Raw genomic sequence first — 25097 nt, 5'->3', positions numbered from 1 at the left:
GGTTTCAGATTATAGGATTATTAGACTTACTAAATGGGCAAGTTTAAAATAGAAAAGAGGAGTGTAAAGCTCTTACAATACGAAAAGGGTTTGTCTATTTTCATTAGATAGAGAATAAATAAGTACACTATTTCAAGCGCCATTAAAGAAAGAGATACTCATGTATCAACTTTAATGTTCAGGAGGAAAGATATACTTAAATGTTCAGGAGGAAAGATATACTTATTATTTTTGTACGGACTCAATAACCGTAGATTAGGAGGAAAATGAATGTCTGACTCTATATCTAATACTCCACTAAGCGTTACGGAAAGGGGACTTGTCTGTAGATTTACCAAAAGAAAGAGCACCTTTATTTTTACGTATTGTGATGGTTTTTTGCTCTACAACTGGGGATTTAACCAAGAAGATGTGAATGGAAAAAAGCTAGAAGATATATTCCCTAGTGAATTGTCCCGTATCATAAACAAGTATTGTTACCAAGCTTGGAACGGTCAATTTATTCAATATGAAACAAAGTTAAAAGGCAATGATTACATAGCTTTTTTTGCACCTTTATTTAATAATGGTGAGATTGTCGAGGTTATAGGCACTTTCATCCAAAGTAACAAATCATCTTTAGAAAATGAGCAAGTCAATACAAACTCATTATATGAAGACGTTCTTCAAACGATGTCAGAAGCAGTTATCATAATTGAAAAGGATGGTAAAGTCACTGCTTTAAATGAAAACTTTCAAAAGATGATCGGCTTAAAAGGTGATTATACATATGGATGGACGGAAGTAGAATATGTTGCAGAGGATGGATCCCATTTACCTTACTCTGAACTACCTGGAGTGAAAACACTAGAGAAGGGCATTTCCTTCCATAACTCGATTGTGGGAGTAAAGGACAACGAGAATAATCAAATTAAATGGCTTTCAGTTAACTCAAAACCTCTTACAATACGTGATCATAGTGATCGCGCCTCACTTGTAAGTATTTCTGATATTACAGAAAGAAAAGAAATGGAGAACACCTACATTCAAGCAAAAGAAGAGGCTGAAAAAGCAAATAGGGCTAAATCGGACTTTCTTTCTAAAATGAGTCATGAATTGCGAACACCGTTAAATGGGATTTTTGGTTTTGCGCAGTTATTAGAGCTTGATGACTCGTTAAATGACCAACAACGCGATTATGTGCAGGAGATCTTAAAAGGGGGAGGTCATTTATTAAATTTAATTAATGAAGTTTTAGATTTATCGAGAATTGAAACGGGTAAATTAAAAGTTTCGATAGAAGAGGTCCCTCTTTTAAACATTATTGATGAATGCACCAATATAGTTGAGCCTCTCGCTAAAAAGAAAAATATTCGTATTCAAAAGCAACTAGATCCACAGCATGATATGGTCGTTCTAGCTGATCCTGTTCGACTGAAGCAAATACTCCTTAACCTTTTAGAAAATGCCATTAAATATAATCGTCAAAATGGAAACATCATGATCAACAGTTATTTGGAAGGAGACGATCAATTTGTTCATATTGTTGATACGGGTGTTGGTTTTTCAGTAGAAGAATATCACAAAATATTTGTTCCGTTTTACCGAGTGGAAGGTACAAAAGAAGAGGGGACAGGGATTGGTTTGGCTATAGTTAAGCAGCTTGTGCAACAAATGGGCGGCGAAATAAGTGTAAGAAGTAAAAAGGGGCAAGGCAGTGAATTTTGTTTTAGGCTGCCTATTCCCAAAAATTTAAAGCCTGTTATACGTTGGGAAGACGAGGTAGAATCGATTAAGAAAGTAGAGGGAAGGTCAGAACACTATCGCTTGTTATATATTGAAGATAATGAATCTAATCTGAACTTAGTGAAAAACATTATTAAATCTCATCCTTCCTATACACTGTTAACAGCTAACAACGGGAAAGAAGGGATCAAAAAGGCTGCTTTAGAAAAAATAGATCTTATATTGCTTGATCTAAATCTCCCGGATATGAATGGTTATGCAGTGTTTGATATGTTAAAAGCAAAGGAACAAACAAAAGGGATCGCTGTTATTGCTGTAAGTGCAAATGCAATGCCTCAAGATATTCAACATACTTTGAACAAGGGGTTTGATAACTATTTGTCAAAACCAATTCATGTTAAAGAGTTTTTGAATACTGTAAGTGAGACATTAAACAATACGATTACACAAAATATTCCACATCATACGATATTAAGTACAGGCCCGTATGGAGAAGAGGCGGTTTCAGCAAAGACGCTTCAATTATCTTTGACAGAGCTAAAAAAAATTAAGGAAAAGAAGTATAGGGCGGCTATAGCAATGCACTATGCCGACAATGATTGGTCAAAGTCCCAAATTGCAGGTGTAACATCAACTTTTGAGAAAATGGGGATAGAGGTAATTGCTGTAACGGATGCACAATTTAAATGGGAAAAGCAAGTAGAAGATATTGAGACCATTTTGATTCAAAAGCCAGATATCATTGTAAGCATTCCAGTAGACCCAATCTTTACGGCAAGTGTTTACAAAAAGGCTGCTAACGCAGGCGTAAAGCTAGTATTTATGGACAATGTTCCAAAGGGGCTAGAGCATGGTAAAGATTATGTCAGCATCGTATCTGCTGATAACTTTGGCAACGGTATTGAGGCAGCTCATATTATGGGTCAAGAATTAGGAGGAAAAGGGAAGGTTGGCATGATCAATTACAATGCCGATTTCTTTGCAACAAAACAAAGAACAGAAGGTTTTGAAGAGACGATTAAGCAGCAATACCCCAGTATTGAACTCGTTGCCCAGGAAGGCTTAACCGACCCAAGTCATGGAGAAAAAGTGGCAGTTAATATGATTAGAAAAAATCCTGACATGAATGGCATGTTCGTTGTATGGGATGTACCTGCAGAAGGAGCTATGAAGGCAGCTGAAGCTGTTGGAAAAAGTGATTTGGTCATCACGACGATTGACTTAGGCTTTAATGCTGCACTAGAAATGGCCAAGGATAGAAGCATAAAAGGATTGGGTGCCCAGCTTCCTTATCAACAAGGTGTAGCAGAAGCGATATTGGCAGGGTATGCACTTCTTAGAAAACAAACACCACCTTATGTGGCTGTTCCAGCTCTAAGAGTAACAAAAGAAAATCTTTTAGAAGCTTGGAGGCTTGTTTACAATGAGGATGCTCCCAATCTTATTCAACGTACATTAAAATAAGGAAAAGCCGAGTATCTATGCCAAAAGTGTATAGGTGCTTAGTACAATTAAAAGGAGAAGTAATAAATAAATGGAACGCTTCCTAAATATCCTTATTTACTGAAATATAAAATAATTGATGCAATTAATCATATATAGAAAAAATCTTTTTTGTCATAGTTGTCCTAATAACATTCACAAATAGGTGGACATTAATAATAGGCCAATTATTGGAGGGTACTTATAAATGAAAATATTGATTGCTGAGGATGATAAGGCTTCAAGAAAACTATTAAAGTGCTTTATTGAAACGCTTCCACAATTTCAAGTTGTTGCAGAAGCGGCCAATGGAGAAGAATTAATCCGCTCTGTCATGGAGAATAAACCAGATATCGCCTTAGTTGATATTGATATGCCTTTATTGAATGGACTAGAAGCAGTTAAATCCTGTAAAAAGCTACTTCCCTCATTAGAAGTAATTTTTACAACAGGACATGATCAATATGCTTTAGATGCTTTTGACGTCAGTGCTGTTGATTATATTGTTAAACCGATCGAAAGGGATAGACTGTATACAGCTTTAGAAAGAGTGGAAAAAAGGTTATATCAAAGCGGTATTCCAAGTGAAAAAACTTCAAAAAATAAAGATATCATGATAAAAAGAAACAATCAAATTACGTTTCTCCCACCTGAAGAGATTCTATTTATTGAAAAAATGGACAGGAAAACGGTTATTCATACGAAGGATAATAAATATGAAACAAATGAGCCATTAACGACTTACGAAAACGTTCTAGGGCCCCGTTTTATGGCAACACATAGGTCTTATCTTATAAATCTAGATCAATTAGCAAGAGTAGAGACAGCTGGTCGAATGTATGAGGCTTATTTCAAAAACTATAACGAACCAGCAAGGGTTTCAAAGCAGAAATTAGTAGAATTACAACATTTAAAATCAGTATCCAATTAAAAAGACAGTGGAAAATGGTAAAGGCAGCCTTTTTTAAACCATCATTAAATGATTACAAAAGCTCACGATAACTTAATGATTATTGTGGGCTTTGATCTTTTTAAAAATTATGACCATTTTGTCTAAAAGAATGAAAAAGAATATCGAATAAAATGGTAACGCTACCAATTGAATAGATTACATGTCTAAAGCTTGTTAGACACGATTACTGAGTGCGTTTACAATTTGGTTATAGCAATAAAAGAGAAACATAAAACCCAATGTAAGAACAATCGAAATGTTAAGAGGAAAAGTAAAGCAGATTTATGGAGATAGCGAGAGGATCAGCCTCTAACTTAAATGAACATATTTGTAGACTAGCAAGCCCGTAATCGACAAAAGTTGATTCCGGGCTTTAGAAATTCTTATAATTTGTGATTTTTTTGTCTGAATGAATGAAATTCGTGTCTGAATTAAAAGTAAACGCTTTCGAAAATGACAAAAAGGTGCCTGAAGCTAGTTAGACACCAATACTGAATACGTTTACAATGCAAGCATAGAGTTAAAAAAAAAGAAATGAGCGAACAAAAATGGTTGGAATCATTGATGTAGCCAAAAGGGCTAAAGTTTCTACTGCTACCGTTTCAAGGGTGTTAAGAAGTCCTCATACTGTTAGGGAAGAAACGATGGGAAGGGTTTTGGAAGCGATAAAAGATTTAGATTACCATCCCAATATATTAGCCCGCCAGTTACGAACGCTAGAGACAAAGACAGTCATTGTCGTTGTTCCAGATATTTCAAATCCCTTTTTCTCGAAGGTTCTTAGAGGGATCGAATATGTTGCAGCCGCAAATGGTTATCAAGTTTTATTAAAAGATACAACCAATGACTTAGAGTTAGAGAGTGGTTATGTAGATCTTCTTAGACAGAAGAAAGCAGACGGCATGATTTTTTTAACAGTAATGAATTCAGAACTTGTAAATATAGTAGAAAATCAATATCCCGTCGTTCTAGCTTGTGAATATATAGAAGGTTCAAGTATCCCAACAGTATCAATTGATAATATCAGTGCTGCAAGAAAAGCGACCGAATATCTGATTCGATTGGGACATAGACAAATAGCCTTTATATCAGGACCGACTACCAGCGTTCTCGGACAGGATCGGCTAAAGGGATTTTATCAAGCGTTGGCCCAATATAATGTAACGGTCGAACCGGTACTTATTCAAGAAGGGGATTTCACTTATGAAAGTGGCTTTAATGTAATGAATAAGCTGCTGGCTCTAAATCAGCTTCCCACTGGAGTGTTTGCCGCTAATGATGAAATGGCACTTGGGGCCATTAAGGCAATCAAGTCTAAACATTTTCGAGTTCCTGCTGATATCTCAGTCATAGGATTTGATAATATCAAGTTTTCAACGATTGTTGAACCAGAGCTTACGACGATTGCTCAACCGGCTTTTGAAATTGGGAACAAAGCGATGGATCTGCTTATAAAGCTGATGAAAAATAAAAAGATTATTAGAAATCAATATATTTTAGATGACAAGCTTATTATCAGAAATTCGTGCGTGAAAAAGCTCTAAAAAAAAGTAAGTTGCTAAAATGTAATCCTTTACAAAATATAACACAATCAGTTTATAATTCCTAGTTAATCGGGATCTTTAGTTTGGTTAAATGTAATCCTTTACATTCTTCAAGGGGGGTGATGCAAGCAATCGATCGTGTGAAAACTGTACAAATTACTTGATTTGAATTGGAGGAGAAAAATATGAAACTAGGATACCAAACAAATACATGGGGTGGCGTTGTTGGTCACCCGGCAGGAGTAACTTCTATTAAAGATTGTTATTACTTAGCAAATGGCTCAACAGAAGAAGCATTAGAAGATCTTTCAAGTATAGGATATCAGGGCTTTGAAATTTTCGATGGAAATCTGCTGCAATATGAAAACAAGAAAGAAGAGTTTCAAACATTGATGGACTCTTTAAAGCTAAAGTTGATTGGTGTTTATTCTGGAGGAAACTTTATTTTCGATGAAATCCTCGAGGAAGAGCTAGCAAAAATTGAAAAGGTGGCAAGTCTTGCTGCTGAATTCGGTGCAGAGCATTTAGTCGTTGGCGGGGGAGCGCTAAGAAGTACAGGAATTTTAGAAAGCGACTATGAAAAATTAGGACAAGCTCTAGAACGCGTAAGTGAGATTGCGAAAGCAAATGGGTTAGTTGCGAGCTATCATCCGCATTTAGGTTCATTGGGAGAGTCTCCAGAGCAAGTCGAGAAGATTGCACAATTTACATCGATTAACTTTTGCCCAGATACAGCCCACATTGAAGCGGGCGGCGGAGATCCGATTGAATTTATTAAAAAATATAAGGATCGTATCCCTTACGTTCACTTGAAAGATTTAAAAGGTGGAGACTTCCTGCCATTAGGTGAGGGAGAGCAAAACTTACAAGGGGTAATTGAAGCGCTTCAAGCAATGAATTACGACGGATGGGTAACGGTGGAATTAGATAGTTACACCAATCCGAAGCAAGGAGCAGAGATCAGCTTAGATTTCCTAAACAAATTTTATAAATAAAACATAAATGGGGGGTTGAAATTGAAAAAGTTTAAAAGATTTGCGGTCGCGTCGCTTGCGGCAGGAATGCTTGTCTTAGCTGGTTGTAATACAGAAAGCACATCAAGAAGCGAGGAGGAGCTTTCATCATCTAACAGCTCAGAAACAAAGACTGAAGAAACTGTCCTTGAGCCAATCACGATTAATCCAAATATTGATGCCGATGCTGTCATTCAAAGTGAAGGGCCATATGGAGAGTCGGCGGTATCTGCTACGACGCTTGAGCTTACCGTAGAAGATATTGAAAAAATTAAAGAAGGAAATTATACAGCAGCTCTCGTTATGCACTATGCAGGAAATGATTGGTCAAAAGCGCAAATAAATGGATTGGAGACGACATTTGAAAAAATGGGAATTGAAGTCATTGCCGTAACGGATGCTCAATTTAGTGCAGAGAAGCAAGTATCTGATCTTGAAACAGTAATGGCAAGAAACCCAGATATTATCGTAAGTATTCCAACAGATCCTGTTTCGACTGCTTCTGCGTTTAGAAGAGCTGCTGAACAAGGTACTAAATTAGTCTTTATGGACAATGTACCGAGCAATTTAACCCATGAGGAACACTATGTAAGCGTTGTTTCTGCTGATAACTATGGAAATGGAATTGCAGCTGCTGAAGTAATGGCGGAAGAACTTGGCGGAGAAGGGAAAATTGGTGTCGTCTACCATGATGCAGACTTCTTTGTCACAAAACAAAGAACGGAAGCATTTGAAGCAACAATTCAAGAAAAGTACCCAAACATTGAAATTGTAGCGCGTGGCGGCATTAGTGGTCCTGATGACGGACTACAGGTAGCTTCAGCCATGTTGACAACAAACCCTGATCTAGACGGCATCTTTGGTGTATGGGATGTACCAACTGAAGGAATAGTAGCAGCTGCTAGAACAGCGGGTAGAGATGATTTAGTCATTACAACCATTGATTTAGGTGCAAATGTAGCTTTGAACATTGCAAGAGGTGGTTCGATTAAAGGACTAGGAGCCCAACTTCCTTATGACCAAGGAGTCGCAGAAGCCATTTTAGCTGGTTACGCACTGTTAGATAAGGAAACGCCATCTTACGTGGCCGTACCTGCTTTAACAGTAACACAAAATAATATTCTCGACGCATGGGAAATGGTTTACTCGACATCAGCTCCACAAGAAGTTCAAGATGCATTGTCAAAATAACTAGGATATTAGAGGAGGAATTTCAAAATGAAAACATATAACGTAGGTTTAATTGGTGCAGGATTTATGGCAAAAGCACATTCACTAGCATATGCAGGGATGCCAATGTATTTCTGGCCAGCTCCAGGGCTGACACATCGTAAAATGGTGGCCGATGTAACAGAAGAGTTAGCGAAAGATGCTGCAGCTCGACTTGGATACGACGAATATACAGCAAATTGGATGGATATTATCAACAACCCTGATATTGACATCGTTGACATTGTAACTCCGAATGATTCTCATGCAGAGATTGCGATTGCAGCAGCAAAAGCAGGAAAACACATTATTTCAGAAAAGCCATTAGCTCGTAATGCAGCTGAGGCGAAAACGATGCTGGATGCGGTCAAAGAAGCAGGAGTCAAGCATATGGTTGCATTTAACTACCGTAGAACACCTGCTGTTGCCCTTGCGAAAAAATATATTGAAGAAGGGGCGATCGGAAAAGTATTAAACTTCCGTGGGACGTATCTGCAAGATTGGTCTGCAGACCCGAATTCCCCACTTTCTTGGAGATTTAAAAAAGACATTGCTGGTTCGGGGGCGTTAGGAGATATCGGAACACATGTCGTTGATTTTGCAAGATATTTAGTTGGTGAAATCTCTGATGTAATGGCACATACACAAACATGGGTGAAAGAAAGACCGATCCAAACTGGTGGTGTTGATAAATTAGGAACCGTAAAGTCAGCGGAAGATGTACCAAAAGGACAAGTTGATGTTGATGATGAGTTAATGACACTTTTAAAATTTGAAAATGGAGCCGTTGGAAGTATTGAAGCAACTCGTAACGCTCACGGCAGAAACAACTTCCTTACATTTGAAATTCACGGGGAGAAAGGTTCACTTATTTTTAACTATGAGCGTCGCGATGAATTACAAGTTTTCTTTGCCGATGACCCAGCAGATCGTAAAGGCTTTAGAACAGTATATACAGGTCCTGCACACCCATACGGAGAAGGGCTATGGCCAATTCCTGCATTAGGAATCGGTTATGGAGATACGAAAATTATCGAAGTGTATGATTTTGTGAAAGCCATTGCCGATGACACGGAGGTTTCCCCTAACTTTGATGATGGATACCAAATTTGTGTGATTAGTGATGCAATCTTGGAATCTGCTGAAAAAGGCGAGTGGGTAAAAGTAAACAAATTAGAAGTAACAATTCCTTAATTACAATAAAGGGGGTAATTCATTACCCCCCTTTAAACAAAGGGTGATTTTATGACAAAGCTAGCATTGACAATGTCAGAAATATCAAAATCTTTTAATGGAATAAATGTACTTGATCATGTTGAATTTGAGTTAGAAAAAGGCGAAGTTCATGCACTAATGGGTGGGAATGGAGCTGGAAAGTCAACGTTAATGAAAATTCTAACGGGTGTCTATCAGAAAGATAGCGGGAAAATTGTCATTAATGACAAAGAGGTAGAGATTGAAAAGCCGCAAGATGCACAAGAAAACGGTGTAGCGATGATTTTCCAGGAATTTAGTGTGATCCCTTCCTTAACAGTAAAACAAAACATTTTTTTAAATCGTGAATTAAAGAATAGCAATGGATTTTTAGATGAAAAAGCGATGTATGTTCAAACTGAAGATCTTTTAAAGCAATTAAATGTCAATATTAGTCCAGATATGTTAATCGAAAATCTAAGTGTCGGCTTTTGGCAAATGACCGAAATTGCCAAGGCACTTGCTCAAAAGGCAAGTATCTTAATTATGGATGAGCCAACCGCAACCTTATCAAAAAATGAAACCGAAACATTGTTTGAGTTGATTGAGACATTAAAGTCAGAAGGCATGTCAATCATTTATATTTCACATAGAATGGATGAAATCTTTCAAGTATCCGACCGCATAACTGTACTGCGGGATGGCAAATTTGTGATTACCAGCCCAACAGCTGATTTAACCATGGAAGAGCTTGTTCAACATATCGTTGGTAAATCGATGGAGTCAAGCTTTGGTTGGAAGCCTCGTTCATATTCAAAAGAAGAAGTAATATTAGAAACGAAGGACTTACACTCAGGATCAAAAGTAAATGGAGTCAATCTCCGTGTATATAAAGGAGAAATTCTTGGTATTGCAGGCTTAATGGGAAGCGGCCGGACAGAACTGGCGCAAGCTATATTTGGTATCGATCCAATTACGTCTGGAGAGGTCTTTGTGGATTGTCAAGCGGTCAGAATAAAACAGCCGCAAGACGCCATTCGCGCCGGAATTGCGTTAGTTCCAGAAGATCGACGAGTACAAGGATTAGTACTGACCCACGAAGTAAAAGAAAATATCATTTACCCAATCTTAAACAAAGTATCGAAATCTGGGTTTATCAATAAGAAGAAAGTAGATCAACTATCCGAGCAGTTCGTTGAAAAGTTGAATATTAAAACGGATAGTATCTATAAGTCTACCAATCTCTTATCAGGCGGGAATCAGCAAAAAATTGTTCTTGCAAAATGGTTAGCAAACGAACCGAATATATTAATCCTTGATGAGCCGACAAATGGAGTTGATATCGGTTCAAAATCCGAGATTATTGAAATTATTCGTGAGTTAGCTGATCAGGGGAAAGCCGTTATTGTCATTTCTTCTGAACTAGCAGAGCTTTTAGCTGTTTCAGATAGAATTATTACGTTAAAAAATGGCAAGGTAACAAGTGAATTATCACGTGAGGAAATTAAATCAGAGGAGGATTTAGAGCATGCAATCCAAAATCATTAATACTACTACAGCTGCAACAAAACGTCCTGCTTTTGATTGGCGAAATTATATTGTCTATATTGCTTTTATCGGAGTTTTTATCACATTCTCAATCACGCTATATGATTATGGATTTTTATCAACCAATAACCTTTTAAATATTGTAAGACAAACAGCAATGATTTCAATTATGGCTGTAGCGGTAACATTCGTGATCTCAACTGCCGAAATTGATTTATCGGTTGGTTCGATTGCGGCCTTATCTTCCTTAACAGCGGCATTAGCGATTCAATCATTTGGCGTTGTTGGTGGAATCCTTGCTGGAATTGGGACAGGCGCCTTTATCGGTTTAATTAATGGACTTTTAGTTACCAAGGTGTTAATTCCATCCTTCCTTGTCACGCTTGGAATGATGATTATTGTGAAAGGAATTGCGATGTGGATTACAGGAACAGCTCCTGTACCAATCTTAAACGATGCATTTATTTTCTTATTTGGTTCTGGAAGCTTAGGGCCGATTCCGATGCTTTTCGTTTGGACGATTTTAATAGCGGTAATCGGTCATATTGTTTTAAGAAAAACAACGTTTGGCAGACAAACTCTTGCAACAGGGGGAAATGAAAGCGCAGCTAGATTCTCAGGGATCAATACAGCTCGTGTCAAACTAATCGCCTTAGTATCTTCAGGGATGATGGCTGGTTTTGCTGGTATGTTATATGCAGGTAGACTTGAGGCCGGTCGTTTTACCTTCGGTGAAGGAGCAGAACTTTCTGTTATTGCAGCCGTTATTCTTGGTGGAACGAGTTTGTTTGGCGGAGTTGGAACAGTCGTTGGAACGATTTTTGGTTCAATTTTAATTGGAACGATTAATAATGGCTTAATCATTATGGGCTTAGATGTCAGTCAGCAAATGATGGTTAGTGGCTTGATTATTATTTTAGCAGTAGCGTTTGGACGCAAAGCAAAGAAAAGATAAAGAAAAAACAGTTTTTAATAGGATAGGAGAGGTGAGTTAGTATGAATAAAATCAAAGTAGGTGTCATTGGAACAGGATTTATAGGACCGACTCACATTGAAGCGGTCAGACGATTAGGATTTGTTGAGGTAGTAGCATTAGCAGAATCGAGTCTTGAGGTGGCTGAACAAAAAGCGGCTGAGTTAGGCATTCCAAAAGCATACGGAGATTACAAGGAAATGCTGCGTGATGAAGAGATTCAAGTCGTACACAATTGTACGCCAAATCATCTGCATTTTGCGATTAATAAAGAGATTATTTTAGCAGGTAAACATGTTTTATCAGAAAAACCGTTAGCCATGTCAAGTGACGAATCAAGAGAATTGCTAGAGTTAGCTAAAGAGTATGGCGTTGTTAACGGGGTTAACTTCAACTATCGCCAATTCCCTATTTTAAAGCAATTAGAAACGATGATTAAAAATAATGAGTTAGGGAAAATAAATCTTGTTCACGGAAGCTATTTGCAGGATTGGCTGTTATATGAGACTGATTATAATTGGCGGTTAGCTCCAGAAGCAGGTGGGAAGTCGCGTGCGATAGCTGATATTGGCTCGCATTGGTGTGATACCGTCCAACACGTAACGGGTAAACAAATTGTTGAAGTATTTTCGGATTTAGCGACTGTTATTCCAGTAAGAAAGAAAGCAATCGGAAATGTGGCTACTTTTGGAGCTCAAGAGACGGCGGACCAACAGTATGAAGAGGTACCAATCAATACAGAGGACTATGCGTCCGTTCTCGTTCGCTTTGATGACGGTACAAGCGGTGTCTTTACTGTATCGCAAGTAAGTGCAGGACGTAAAAATCGATTAAGCTTTGAAATTAACGGTAGCCAAAGTTCCGCTTACTGGAACCAGGAAGAACCAGAGAAGCTATGGCTTGGGCATCGCGGCCGTGCAAATGAAACTCTTCTAGCAGATCCAGCTTTGTTTAGCAATGAAGCGAAGGGCTCGATTCATCATCCAGGAGGTCATAACGAGGGCTGGCCTGATGCGTTAAAAAATATGATGAAAAACTTCTATACCTTCATTCATGAAGGAAAAGATCCATTAAAGGATCAAACGAACTTTGCGACATTTGCTGATGGCCACCTTTCCATGTGTATTACAGATGCGATTCTAGAGAGTCATACAAACCAAAAGTGGGTGAAAGTAAGCGTGGGACAGGAGGTCAAATCGTGAAATTAGGAGTCTTTACCGTCCTCTATCAAAATCTGCCTTTTGAAGAAATGCTAGATAAAGTTGCTGAAATGGGGATAGAAACAGTCGAGCTAGGTACGGGAACCTACCCTGGGACAAGTCATTGTAATCCAGATGAATTACTAGATAACCCTACGAAATTAAACGAATACAAAAAAGCCATTGAAGCAAGAGGCCTTAGCATTAGCGGGTTGAGCTTCCATGGCAACCCGCTTCATCCTAACAGGAAGTTTGCAAATGAATCCCATGAGTCATGGCGAAAAACCGTTTTATTAGCAGAACGTTTAGAAGTACCCGTAGTAAATGGATTTTCCGGTTGTCCAGGTGATCACAAAGATGCAAAGTTCCCGAACTGGGTTACTTGTTCATGGCCGCCTGAATATGTCGAAATGCTTGAATGGCAGTGGAATGAGGTTGTCATTCCATATTGGAAAACAGAAGCAGCATTCGCCGAATCACATGGAATCAACCAAATTGCCTTTGAGATGCATCCTGGCTTTATTGTCTATAATCCAGAAACATTGCTGAAATTAAGGGAACATGTGGGCCCTATGATAGGAGCAAACTTTGATCCTAGTCATCTTGTCTGGCAAGGAATTGACCCAGTTGAAGCAATCAAAAAACTTGGACGTGAAAAAGCTATTTTCCATTTCCATGCAAAAGATACGTATTTAGATCAAGCGAATATCAGTGTGAATGGTGTCCTTGATACGAAACATTATAGTCAAGTCCTTGATCGTTCATGGACGTTTCGAACGGTAGGATATGGTCATGACGCAAAGACGTGGCACGATATGATCAGCGCACTTCGGGCAGTTGGATACGACTACGTCCTCTCAATTGAACACGAAGATATGCTTGCATCCATTGACGAAGGACTAGGGAAAGCGATAGCGCTTTTAAAAGCATCCCTTTTTAAAGAAGAAATCTCGGAAATGTGGTGGGCGTAAGGAGAAGCAAGGGGCATTTCCCTTGCTTCTTTATATATTGATTATATTTGGGAACTTGGAGGGGTCATAATGAAAGTATTAATTGCTGAGGATGACAAGGCTTCAAGAAAACTATTAAAGTGCTTTATTGAAAATCTTTCACGCTTTCAAATCGCTGGTGAAGCAGTAGATGGAGAAGAGTTCGTTCGCTTAATTATGAATGAAAAACCAGATATTGCGATAGTAGATATTGAAATGCCTTTTTTGAATGGAATGGAGGCAGTGAAAACATGCAAAAGACTTCATCCGTCTCTTGAGGTAATCTTTACATCAGGTTATGACAATTATGCTTTAGAAGCGTTTGAAGTAAGCGCTGTCGATTATATTGTCAAACCGATCAAAAGAGAAAGACTATTCACGGCTTTAGAGCGTGCGGAAACAAGATTATATCAAAATCGCATCACTATTGAAAAAGGTCATGCAAATAAAGATTTAATGATTAAGAGAAACAATCAGATCACCTTTCTTTCACCTGAAGAAATTCTATTTATTGAAAAATCTAATCGGAAATCGATTATTCATACGGAGCATTATAAATATCAAACAAACGAGCCATTAGTCAGCTACGAATATCTTCTCGATTCCCGTTTTATGATCGCACATCGGTCGTATATCATTAATTTGGATCATTTAACGAAAGTGGAAACAGTAGGTCAGATGTATAAAGCTTATTTTAAAAATTACCCGGAGACAGCAAGGATTTCGAAGCATAAGTTGGTAGAATTGCAGAGTTTGAAGGCGGGAGTGGGGTGAGGAAGTATTCACAGCGATTTAGTATCATAAAAAAAAGAAAGATTACCAGTTTACAATGGTAATCTTTCTTTTTTTTTTTTTTTTGAAATTTGTGACTTTTTTGTCTAGAAGAATAGAGGGTGTGTCTAACTGGTTAGAAAGGGCTTTCGGATGGAGGGATAAGGTGTTTAAAGCTCGTTAGACACTTTTAATAGATCCCTATACAATTCAAGTATAGCAATTAAAACCTAATAGAAAGGAGTTTGATAGCAGAGGTTACATAAAGAATGTAATGAAGAAATAGTAATCTAATTAATGTAACCGTTTACAGTCGGTTCATAATCTATTAATTGTTAAAAATTTTTAAGAAAGAGGCGAATGAAATGGCACAAATCATTAAGGATCACAATGGAAACAGAGTAACACACGGTCGAGAAACAGTTAACGGAGTACGTCTACACTATTACACAGCTGGATCTGGAGAGCCAATTGTCCTTTTACATGGTGTACCGAAAACGTCCTATTACTGGCGGAATGTAGTGCCGAATTTGTCATCGGAATACACGGTTATTGTACCTGATCTTCGTGGGTTTGGTGATTCCGGCCGTACATTATCTGGATATGATATGCCGAATATGGCTGAAGATATCGCTCAACTGATGACTGCTTTAGGGTATGATACGTTCCACCTTGTAGGGGAAGACTGGGGTGCAGCAGTTGCGTATGCATTAGCAGCACAATACCCGGAAAGAGTGAAAAAACTAGTTTATCAGGAAATGCTTCTGCCAGGATTCGGATTGGAAGAATGGTCACATCTAACACCTGAAAATGTTAAAACAAATGCTTGGATTTGGCATATCAACTTTTATAATGTACGTGACTTTCCTGAGCTTCTTATTTCGGGTAGAGAAAAAGCCTATTTTTCTCACTTCATTAAGCATGAGTGCTACGATCCGACTGCCGTAAGTGATGAGGCGATTGACGAGTATGTAAGATGTTACTCAGCACCAGGCGGCTTGCGTTCTATGTTTGAAGTATATCGTGCTACGTTCCAAGATGCTGAATTTTTCCTAGAGGCAGCTAAGACCAAGTTGAAAATGCCGGTGCTTGCCTTAGGCAGTAAGTATTTTATCGCTGAGGAGAATACTCGCGAAATGAAATTAGTAGCAGAGAACGTTGAGGAAGTGATTCTACCATGGGGACATCAATTAGCTGAAGAGTGTCCGGAAGAATTAAGTAAAGTGCTACTTGAGTTTATCAAGAAAGAAGAGTTGGTTAAACGTTAAGGCTCAATAAAGCTTACACCGATTTAAGGTCATGAACTGAACAGGGGGGATTCCCCCTCCCTTACAAATAAAAAGAAAAGAGGCGAATAAAATGGCACAAGTAATTAAAGATCACAATGGAAACAGAGTAACACATGGTCGAGAAACAGTTAACGGAGTACGTCTACACTATTACACAGCTGGATCTGGAGAGCCAATTGTCCTTTTACATGGTGTACCGAAAACGTCCTATTACTGGCGGAATGTAGTACCGAATTTGTCATCGGAATACACGGTTATTGTACCTGATCTTCGTGGGTTTGGTGATTCCGGCCGTACATTATCTGGATATGATATGCCGAATATGGCTGAAGATATCGCTCAACTGATGACTGCTTTAGGGTATGATACGTTCCACCTTGTAGGGGAAGACTGGGGTGCAGCAGTTGCGTATGCATTAGCAGCACAATACCCGGAAAGAGTGAAAAAACTAGTTTATCAGGAAATGCTTCTGCCAGGATTCGGATTGGAAGAATGGTCACATCTAACACCTGAAAATGTTAAAACAAATGCTTGGATTTGGCATATCAACTTTTATAATGTACGTGACTTTCCTGAGCTTCTTATTTCGGGTAGAGAAAAAGCCTATTTTTCTCACTTCATTAAGCATGAGTGCTACGATCCGACTGCCGTAAGTGATGAGGCGATTGACGAGTATGTAAGATGTTACTCAGCACCAGGCGGCTTGCGTTCTATGTTTGAAGTATATCGTGCTACGTTCCAAGATGCTGAATTTTTCCTAGAGGCAGCTAAGACCAAGTTGAAAATGCCGGTGCTTGCCTTAGGCAGTAAGTATTTTATCGCTGAGGAGAATACTCGCGAAATGAAATTAGTAGCAGAGAACGTTGAGGAAGTGATTCTACCATGGGGACATCAATTAGCTGAAGAATGTCCTAAAGAATTAAGTCAAGTGTTGCTTGAATTTATTAAGAAAGAAGAGCCGGTTTTACGGTAAAGTTTAGAAATAATTATTAAGACTAGCTAACAATTGTAGTAAAAAAGTTTTGAATAAGATGTTTCATCTGATGTGACCGGTTACGGAGAGGGAGAGCTTTTCCCTTCCCGTTCAATCGGTTTTTAAAATATAGAAAAAGAAATACAAATAAGTAATTAGAGATAATCCAGAAGAAGATCTTTTCCTATCTCAAATTCCATCTAAAACGATATGAAAATTCAGATAAGATCTGTATTTATGAATCTAGTTTTCGTCATGTAATTAAACATTTAGGGGGATCATTATGAAAAAAATTAGTTTCTATAAAGGGAACTTAAAGCTAATGGCACTGTTGTTTTTTTCTTTTGGATTAATTGCCTGCAGTAATAATGTAGAGCAAGTTAGTGGAGACGCAACGATTGATTCAAACAATGATTCAAACAAAGATTCGGAAGTAACCCATCCAGCATGGTATGAGGAACCTTCTGAGGAACAACTTGAAGCAGCTAAAATGGACAACGTTTCTAATATTATTGTAAGTAATGGACCTCATGGGGAAGAAGCAGTTTCGGCAAGTGAAATCGTCATCACGGATGAACAAGCTGAAAAAATAAGAGAAAGTAATATTACTGCTGCCATTGCAATGGGATTTCTGGGAGATGATTGGTCTGAACAACAGCTGGCTGGTCTTAAATCTGAATTTGACAATTTTGGGATTGAGATCATTTCTGAAACAAATGCAAACTTTGATGATACGAAACAGATTTCAGATCTTGAGACTATAGGAGTAAGAAATCCAGATATTCTTGTCAGCATTCCTCTTGATGGTCAGACAACGGCGGGTGCTTATAAAGCTCTTGCTGAAGGCGGAACAAAAATTGTTTTTATGGATCAGCCGGCAGCGGGAATGGAACCAGGCAAAGATTATGTATCAGTTGTTTCAGCAGATAGTTTTGGCCTTGGGATGAATATTGCTGATGAACTGGCAAATGCACTTGGGGGCGAAGGTGAAGTAGCCGCACTGTATTATGCACCAGACTTTTATGTAACAAATCAACGCTACCAAGGGTTTGTTGCTCGGCTGGAGGCAAAATACCCTAATATTAAACTAGTTACAGTACAAGGGTTTCAAGACCCGAATAAATCTCAAGAGGTTGCTGCTGCTATTTTGACTAGATATCCTAATTTAGACGGAATGTATGCTAGCTGGGACGTTCCTGCAATGGGAGCTTTAGCGGCTGCAAGGGTTGCAGGAAAATCACCGCAAGATTTTAAAGTTGTGAATGAAAACTTAGGGAATGAAGTAGCTTACGCTATGGCTAAAAATGAATTTATAGCTGGAATTGGATCGCAACGCCCGTTTGACCAAGGCGTAGCTGAAGCTAGGTTGGCTGCCTTGGCGAAGATTGGTGTAGAAACTCCTCCTTATGTAGCTGTTCCATCATTGGCTGTAAATCGCTCCAATTTGGCAGAATCATTACAGGAAATTTACCATCAAGAAGTAAGCGGTGAAATACAAGAGGCGTTGAATTCAAATTAAATGACAATTTTAACCTCCTCAAGATAGGTTTTCTGCTGAGGAGGTTTTTAAAATGAGAACTAATGTATACGTTACTGTCGTCTTTTTTTCAATTAGATCAACAAAATTTTAAAATGAATAAAAAGACTTTGAAGATGTTAAGTCTCTTTAACTTACTCTCAATCTGTGAAATTTCAATTAATTATTGAGTATTTTATATAGTTAAGGTAAATGGTAATATATGTAAATCTAACTATACCAGGCGGGGTGTTACTCTTCCTATTATTTGACTACCTGTTTCGGGCGTATCCAGATTTAATCCTTAGCGGTTATATGAAAAAAGTTTTCGGGACGTATATCGGTTGGAGTCTGAGTCTTCTGTATATTGGCTTTTTTATTTATATTTATGCTAGAAACTTACGCGAAGCTGGCGATTTGCTCGTCTCTGCTGCGTATGATCAGACACCGCTTATTGTAGTAGAAGCTGCTATGATTTTGGTCGTCATTTACATCTTATATAAGGGACTTCAAGTATTTTTTAGACTAGCGGAAATTTATTTAATTATTATCTTTTCTATAGGGGAAATAGGCAATGTTTTAATGATTTTTTCAGGAATCATTGACTTAAGTAATTTATCTCCTGTATTTGGAGATGGAAGGTGGAAAAGAAGAAATTGGTTATGGTTCTGTTCTGGGCGTCTAAAACGGGAAAATTGTGACAATAGCCCCGTGATTTTAGAAGAATGAAACAGTAAAATAGTATTGTCTGAATTGTGTGAATTTACCGCGAGGAAGAAGGGCTATGAACTATCTGAAAGGAAAATTGTTGACGCTTGCTTTATCTTCGTCTTTGCTATTTACGTTTTATACTGGAGGTATGCTTCAGAAATGGAAGAGTTGATACCTGGGGCACGTGATGTGTCTCAAATTTATTTTGATGGGGCAAATGGAAACTGGCTGACTACGAAAAATCCGCAGCAATATCAAAAAGCAGTTGTTTATGAGAACCTCGGTTTGGCTCCTTATAACTGGGGGAATTCCACTGAAGGTACTGGTTGGTATCAGATGTATAAACCTTCAGAAATTAAGGGGACACAGATTACTGGATTTTTTGACGATGCGCAATTCGTTATTCGTATACCAGAGAACTGGAACGGAAAATTGGTCGTCTCTGGTATACCTGCTACTCGGAATGAAACTTCGACAGACCTGCTATTTTCTGATTTTGTATTAGAAAAAGGTTTTGCATTTGCGGCGATTGATAAAGGGACACAGGGGGAAAGCGATCCCATTGATCCGTTTGCAAAGGTGAAAAATGCACTAATCAACGCGGATGATAGTGTAGCAGAATGGCATCTGCGCTATCGCCAAGTGACAAAATCGGCTCAAAGCTATTTAAGCAAGCATTACCCTGATAAGCTGATTCGACCGAATGATCCTGCAAACCCTGCAAGCCGTTTAATTAAAGTAGACCATAAAGTGCCTACATACGCTCTGGGAATATCAAATGGGGGCTATGTTGTCCGTTATGCGCTTGAAAATGATGGACCGGAAAAAACAGGAGAGCCACGACTTTTTGACGGCGGAGTTGATTGGGAAGGGGTGTTATGGACAGATAAGGCTCCGAACTTAATTAGCTCTTTAACAACTGTAGTCAAAAATGCCAATGAAGCCATTTTTGGCAGCGGGAGAGCACGGGATAATGCAGTTAAGGAAATGTACAAAGCAGGTCTTCCGCATGGATCCGAAAAATTATGGGCCTATCATGACCAGGTATATTGGTTTGTAACCTTAAATATATACCGCGATCACTTTGATCCAGACGCACCAGCTAGAATTAATTGGAAAAACTATTTAAATTTTGTGAATGGGGTAAGAGACCGTAGCTATGATCATATCTTTGAAGATTATAACTACGTATCACGTCCAAAAAGTATAAAAGAAAACATTAAAGAGGTAGCGAATACCGGTGATATAGACGTGCCTTTAATCAGCATAACCGGTTCATTGGATTGTCTCATTTTTCCTGCGATTCATGCAGAAGGATACAGAAAACTAGTGAACAAAGCAGGAAAAGATCATTTGCATCGTCTATATATGATCGAAAAAGGCACTCATGTTGACAGTCTGGTCTGGAATCAAATAACAGATCCAGACAGAGAGCTTCAACCCTTATTGCCTTATACTCATCAAGCATTTGATCTGCTTGTTGATTGGGTGGAGAACAAAGAAGAAGCTCCAAACAGTATGACTGTAGCCGCACCTCAAAATCCGGTTAAAGTTATTGACATAAATTCAGGGGAGGAAAGGGATCCCCGTTAGAGGCTAAAAATGCTGTTTCTTGGATTGATTTACCCGAATGATGGACATAAATTTAGGAATTATAAGCTTTATAATAAAAATGGTAATTTGGGTATGTGTCATTATTAAAGAGCCTTACCTGAACGATTTTACAGGTAGGGCTTTTAAAATGACCTATATTTCTTAAACTGGAACATCCACTGTAAGTTTTGGTAAATCCTGATCATCTATACTAAGCTTTAATTCTGGGATGTTTAAGAAGTTTTTTATTGCTAAAGAGCATGCACCCATGACGGTTGCTTCCTTTCCAAAATCCGAAATGAGCAACTCTTCAAAAGAACTTACTGATGATGTTAGATTACCCTTTATTTCATCAAGCGCCCCTTCGTTCATTTTTAATAGCTCACTATTTAGAACGATTGTGGCAGGATTGTGAAGGTTTATGATGTTATTTAGACCAATAGATAAGTAATTTATAAACTCTTCCATTTCCTCACTGAAAGTAGAGTCTTTATCATTTAACCGCTTCTGAATATCGGTATAGTCGATATCGTCTATATTTTGTTTTTCTGAAAGTTGTTTGAAAAAGGTAGACTCTGAAGAGTATTGTTCCCAACACCCTTTATTCCCACAATTACACGGTCTGCCATTAGGAACAATAATCATATGTCCCATCTCACCAGCAAAACCATGATACCCTTCATAGAGTTCGCCATTAATCATAATCCCAAGTCCAATACCTGAATACAAACTAACGCATAATAGATTTTCACTATGGTGATGTTTATATACTTGTTCGGCAAATGCACATAGGTTCGCATTATTTTTAATGTAAGGAGAAATCCCTGCTTTGGCTTCAATGTCAGATTTCAAATCTTTATTATGCCAATTATGTCGAGGGACGAATTTGATAACTTCATCTTCGGTAACGGTTCCATGAACTCCAATTACAATTCCAACAATGCCGTATCGACTGTCTGTGCACTTGTCTTGGAAGTCCTTAATGTACTTGACTAATAATTCAAGTATTTCATCATAATCAGAAGTATTCAAATCAACGATTTCTGTAGATAGGGGGGATCCTAATAAATCTGACAATGTAAAGGTAATATGTTTGTAGTCTAAATCAATTCCTAAAGCATAGCCTGCCTTGCGGTTAAGTGAAAGCATAATGGGCCTTCTTCCTAAGTTGTTGTGTTCTTGCTGAGTTTCAATGATTAACTCTTCATTTAGTAAATCTGCAACTTGGACAGAAATTGTCGCTTTATTTAATCCAGTAATTTTAGATAATTCTGCTCTTGATATAAATCCATGCTCAATTATTTTACTAATAAGAAAGCTTCGATTAATTTTCTTAATGTATGAAGCATCACCTGTAACCATTATTTAACCTCCTGTAATATAAACCTTATCCTAACTCTGTCTATACACTAATTCATCATTGGATCAATTGTTATTAGTCATTTAGAAACGATACTATATATTATACATTTATTTCAAATACTTATATAGAGAAGAGTGTACGTTGAAAGATGGAGCCAGTATTTAGGAATTGACTAAAATGCGTATAAATGATATTCTACATTTGTTAGTTTGTTTAGTAAACAAATAAATAGTGAATGTATAATGAAAGTGGTTACAATAATTGTAATATTTATATGTTTTTTTTCAATAGTAAATATGAAATAAGGGGGAAGTACTTATGAAGAATTTTTTAGATCATGATTTTTTATTAAACAATGAAACTTCACAAAAACTATATAACAATATAGCAAAAGATTTACCAATTCATGACTTCCATTGTCATTTAGACCCGCAAGAGATTTGGGAAAATAAGTCGTTTGAAAATATGACGCAAGTGTGGCTTGCTGGGGATCATTATAAATGGAGAGCAATGCGATTAAATGGAGTTAATGAAGAGTTAATCACTGGTGATTCTTCTGATTGGGAGAAGTTTGAAGCTTGGGCCCAAACGGTACCTAATTTAATAGGAAACCCGTTATATCATTGGACTCATATGGAATTGAAAACATTTTTTCGCGTTGATAAGAGGTTAAGTCCTGAAACAGCTCGTGAAATATGGAATGAGTGTAATGAGAAATTACAACAACCTGATTTTAAACCGAGAAAATTTGTAGAAAGATCAAAAGTGCAATTTATTGGCACAACAGACGACCCAACTTCTAAGCTAGAGTATCACAAACTATTAAAAAGTGATCAGACATTTAAAACAGAAATTGCACCGACCTTTAGACCAGATGGAGCACTTTTCCTAGAAAAGCCGACCTTCCATGAGTGGATAAAAAAATTAGAAGAAGTATCTGGCCAAGAAGTTACCTCTATCGATGGATTGTTGAATGCGATGCAACAAAGAATTGATTACTTTAATGAAATGGGATGCCGTGCATCTGATCATGGTCTTACCCAATTGGTATTTAAAAACGTATCAAAAGATGTGGCTAGGAAAGTATTTGAAAAGCGTTATAACGATGAGGCACTTACAAACGAAGACATTGTCAATTATCAATCGTTTCTTCTATTTGAATTAGGGAAAATGTATGCAGAGAAAAAATGGGTAATGCAATTGCATATAGGTGCTACTAGAAACAACAACACAAAGATGTTTCGTGCACTCGGTGCTGATGCTGGATTTGATTCCATTGGTGATGCGAGTATAGCTGAAGACTTATCACGTTTCTTGGATGCACTAGACCAAAACAATTCGTTGCCAAAAACAGTCCTTTACAACTTAAATCCACGTGACAATTATGTGTTAGCAACAATGACAGGAAACTTCTACGAAGCAGGTATTCCAGCCAAAATTCAATTCGGTTCGGCATGGTGGTTTAATGATCATATCGATGGAATGGAAAAGCAGTTGAAAGATTTAGGAAACTTAGGGGCGTTGAGTCACTTTATTGGGATGCTAACTGATTCTCGTAGTCTTCTTTCTTTTGTAAGACATGATTATTTTAGAAGAATCTTGTGTAATCTTATCGGTGAATGGGTGGAAGAAGGTAAGGCGCCAAATGATGAGCTACTCCTGCAAAGAATGATTCGTAATATTGGTTATGATAATGCGGAATCCTATTTCACAAACCGTTAAAAAAGGAGTGAACGAATAAGTATGGGTATTCTTCAAGATTTATTAAAAGATATTCCATTGCCTAAAATGGCAAAAGTGAGGCAACACTTTGATAGTCGTAAAATTGATAATATTCATGAAGCCTTAAACGAAAAGCTACAACAACCTCAAATAACTACAAAGGTTAAGCCTGGAATGGAAATTGCCATTGCAGTTGGAAGTCGAGGGATGGATCGTCTAGTAGAGGTAACCGCGTTAACCGTACAATTCTTAAAAGGATTAGGTGCGAAACCGTTTATTGTTCCGAGTATGGGGAGCCATGGAGGCGCTACCTCTGAGGGGCAACGAGAAGTGTTAGCACATCTTGGTGTTACAGAAGACAGCGTAGGGGCTGAAATTCGTTCTTCTATGGACGTGATAAAACTAGGAGAATTACCAAATGGTCTCCCTGTTTATATTGATAAATATGCATCAGAAGCTGATGGGATTATTGTCATTAATCGTATTAAGCCTCATACAGCGTTTCGTGGACCTGTAGAGAGCGGAATTATGAAAATGATCAGCATTGGGCTAGGTAAACAAAAGGGGGCAGAGGCTTGTCATCAATTAGGATTTAAGTATATGGCAGAAAATGTACCAGCAATGGCGAAATTGATGATGGCCCAAACGCCTATTTTATTCGGTGTAGCTACTTTAGAAAATGCATTTGATAAAGTGGCGAGAATCGAAGTGCTTGCTGCAGAGGAAATAGAGGAGAAAGAGCCAGAACTTCAAGCTTTGGCTAAGGAACTATTACCGAAACTATTTTTTGAGCAAATAGATGTGCTTGTTATTAATGAAATAGGAAAAAATATTAGTGGAGACGGGATGGATCCGAATATAACTGGACGTTACCCGACACCGTATGCACATGGCGGCCCTGAAGTTAACAAGATGGTTGTACTAGATTTAACCCCAGAAACAGAAGGGAATGCGAACGGGGTTGGAACTGCTGATTTCACGACGCAACGTTTGGTTGATAAAATGAACCGAGAATTCACTTATGCCAATGGGTTAACATCAACGGTCGTTGCACCAACGAAAATTGCAACGACGCTTGCCAATGATAAAGAAGCCATTCAAGCGGCGGTTAAGACATGTAATATTTTAGACTTTTCAAAAGTGAAGATGGTTCGAATTAAAAATACTTTGGAAATAGGGGAAATTGAAGTTTCGGAAGCCCTTCTCGAATTAGTGTCACAACATCCACAAATGGAGAAGATTTCAGATCTTTATGAAATTCAATTAGATGAGGATGGAAATATAAGTAAGTAGAGGTTTTGTAGAGAATAAATATAATTTTTAGGAGGAGA

Annotated in this window: 19 protein-coding genes; 18 read left to right on the top strand and 1 reads right to left on the bottom strand. The window is 38.0% G+C overall.

All coding sequences use genetic code 11. The features are described from left to right. Nucleotides 1-270 precede the first annotated feature (270 nt). The 16 genes from MF646_RS15865 (at nucleotide 271) to MF646_RS15790 (ending at nucleotide 20681) form a co-directional block, all read left to right on the top strand. On the top strand, nucleotides 271-3189 hold the full coding sequence (locus tag MF646_RS15865) for a substrate-binding domain-containing protein (protein WP_250097495.1): 2919 nt from the start codon (nucleotides 271-273) through the stop codon (nucleotides 3187-3189). A gap of 226 nt (nucleotides 3190-3415) precedes the next feature. Next, complete coding sequence (locus tag MF646_RS15860; RefSeq protein ID WP_250097494.1) at nucleotides 3416-4138, top strand: LytR/AlgR family response regulator transcription factor; 723 nt, start codon at nucleotides 3416-3418, stop codon at nucleotides 4136-4138. A gap of 569 nt (nucleotides 4139-4707) precedes the next feature. Continuing rightward, nucleotides 4708-5703, top strand: coding sequence for a LacI family DNA-binding transcriptional regulator (locus tag MF646_RS15855; RefSeq protein ID WP_250097493.1), 996 nt, complete (start codon nucleotides 4708-4710; stop codon nucleotides 5701-5703). A 185-nt stretch (nucleotides 5704-5888) separates the two neighbouring features. Continuing rightward, a complete protein-coding gene (locus MF646_RS15850; protein WP_250097492.1) occupies nucleotides 5889-6698 on the top strand; it encodes a sugar phosphate isomerase/epimerase family protein in 810 nt (269 codons plus the stop codon). 21 nt (nucleotides 6699-6719) lie between these two features. Continuing rightward, nucleotides 6720-7907: a substrate-binding domain-containing protein gene (locus MF646_RS15845; RefSeq protein WP_250097491.1), complete on the top strand. Its 1188-nt coding sequence runs from the start codon at nucleotides 6720-6722 to the stop codon at nucleotides 7905-7907. Between the two features lie 27 nt (nucleotides 7908-7934). Next, complete coding sequence (locus tag MF646_RS15840) at nucleotides 7935-9119, top strand: levoglucosan dehydrogenase (protein WP_250097490.1); 1185 nt, start codon at nucleotides 7935-7937, stop codon at nucleotides 9117-9119. Between the two features lie 51 nt (nucleotides 9120-9170). Then, complete coding sequence (locus tag MF646_RS15835) at nucleotides 9171-10667, top strand: sugar ABC transporter ATP-binding protein (protein WP_250097489.1); 1497 nt, start codon at nucleotides 9171-9173, stop codon at nucleotides 10665-10667. Continuing rightward, entirely contained in the window at nucleotides 10648-11622 is a 975-nt protein-coding gene (locus MF646_RS15830; RefSeq protein ID WP_250097488.1) for an ABC transporter permease, read from the top strand. The genes MF646_RS15835 and MF646_RS15830 overlap by 20 nt, the downstream gene beginning before the upstream one ends. Nucleotides 11623-11663: 41 nt before the next feature. Beyond that, on the top strand, nucleotides 11664-12842 hold the full coding sequence (locus MF646_RS15825) for a Gfo/Idh/MocA family protein (RefSeq protein WP_250097487.1): 1179 nt from the start codon (nucleotides 11664-11666) through the stop codon (nucleotides 12840-12842). Further along, nucleotides 12839-13810 (top strand): sugar phosphate isomerase/epimerase family protein, encoded by a 972-nt coding sequence (locus MF646_RS15820; RefSeq protein ID WP_250097486.1) that lies wholly within the window; start codon nucleotides 12839-12841, stop codon nucleotides 13808-13810. The genes MF646_RS15825 and MF646_RS15820 overlap by 4 nt, the downstream gene beginning before the upstream one ends. Before the next feature lie 69 nt (nucleotides 13811-13879). Continuing rightward, nucleotides 13880-14602, top strand: coding sequence for a LytR/AlgR family response regulator transcription factor (locus MF646_RS15815; protein ID WP_250097485.1), 723 nt, complete (start codon nucleotides 13880-13882; stop codon nucleotides 14600-14602). A 362-nt stretch (nucleotides 14603-14964) separates the two neighbouring features. Next, nucleotides 14965-15867: an alpha/beta fold hydrolase gene (locus MF646_RS15810; protein ID WP_250097484.1), complete on the top strand. Its 903-nt coding sequence runs from the start codon at nucleotides 14965-14967 to the stop codon at nucleotides 15865-15867. 91 nt (nucleotides 15868-15958) lie between these two features. After that, nucleotides 15959-16861, top strand: a complete 903-nt coding sequence (locus tag MF646_RS15805) for an alpha/beta fold hydrolase (RefSeq protein ID WP_250097483.1) — start codon at nucleotides 15959-15961, stop codon at nucleotides 16859-16861. 283 nt (nucleotides 16862-17144) lie between these two features. Continuing rightward, nucleotides 17145-18380 (top strand): substrate-binding domain-containing protein, encoded by a 1236-nt coding sequence (locus MF646_RS15800; protein WP_250097482.1) that lies wholly within the window; start codon nucleotides 17145-17147, stop codon nucleotides 18378-18380. A 210-nt stretch (nucleotides 18381-18590) separates the two neighbouring features. Continuing rightward, a complete protein-coding gene (locus tag MF646_RS15795; protein ID WP_250097481.1) occupies nucleotides 18591-19106 on the top strand; it encodes a GerAB/ArcD/ProY family transporter in 516 nt (171 codons plus the stop codon). 141 nt (nucleotides 19107-19247) lie between these two features. Next, nucleotides 19248-20681, top strand: a complete 1434-nt coding sequence (locus MF646_RS15790) for an alpha/beta hydrolase (RefSeq protein ID WP_250097480.1) — start codon at nucleotides 19248-19250, stop codon at nucleotides 20679-20681. Between the two features lie 162 nt (nucleotides 20682-20843). On the opposite strand, the gene MF646_RS15785 is transcribed toward MF646_RS15790, so the two are convergent. Then, nucleotides 20844-22043 (bottom strand): ROK family protein, encoded by a 1200-nt coding sequence (locus tag MF646_RS15785; RefSeq protein WP_250097479.1) that lies wholly within the window; start codon nucleotides 22041-22043, stop codon nucleotides 20844-20846. Between the two features lie 319 nt (nucleotides 22044-22362). Between MF646_RS15785 and uxaC the strand changes: the two genes are divergently transcribed. Together uxaC and MF646_RS15775 are read left to right on the top strand one after the other, a co-directional pair. Continuing rightward, on the top strand, nucleotides 22363-23766 hold the full coding sequence (gene uxaC, locus MF646_RS15780; protein WP_250097478.1) for a glucuronate isomerase: 1404 nt from the start codon (nucleotides 22363-22365) through the stop codon (nucleotides 23764-23766). Nucleotides 23767-23787: 21 nt separating this feature from the next. After that, nucleotides 23788-25059, top strand: a complete 1272-nt coding sequence (locus tag MF646_RS15775; protein ID WP_250097477.1) for a nickel pincer cofactor-dependent isomerase, group 22 — start codon at nucleotides 23788-23790, stop codon at nucleotides 25057-25059. Nucleotides 25060-25097: the final 38 nt, after the last annotated feature.

It is taken from the genome of Halalkalibacter alkaliphilus (assembly GCF_023555415.1).
Lineage (GTDB): Bacteria > Bacillota > Bacilli > Bacillales > Bacillaceae_D > Halalkalibacter > Halalkalibacter alkaliphilus.
The sequence above is the reverse complement of the archived record's forward strand: the minus strand, read 5'-3'. Positions and strand labels throughout refer to the sequence as shown.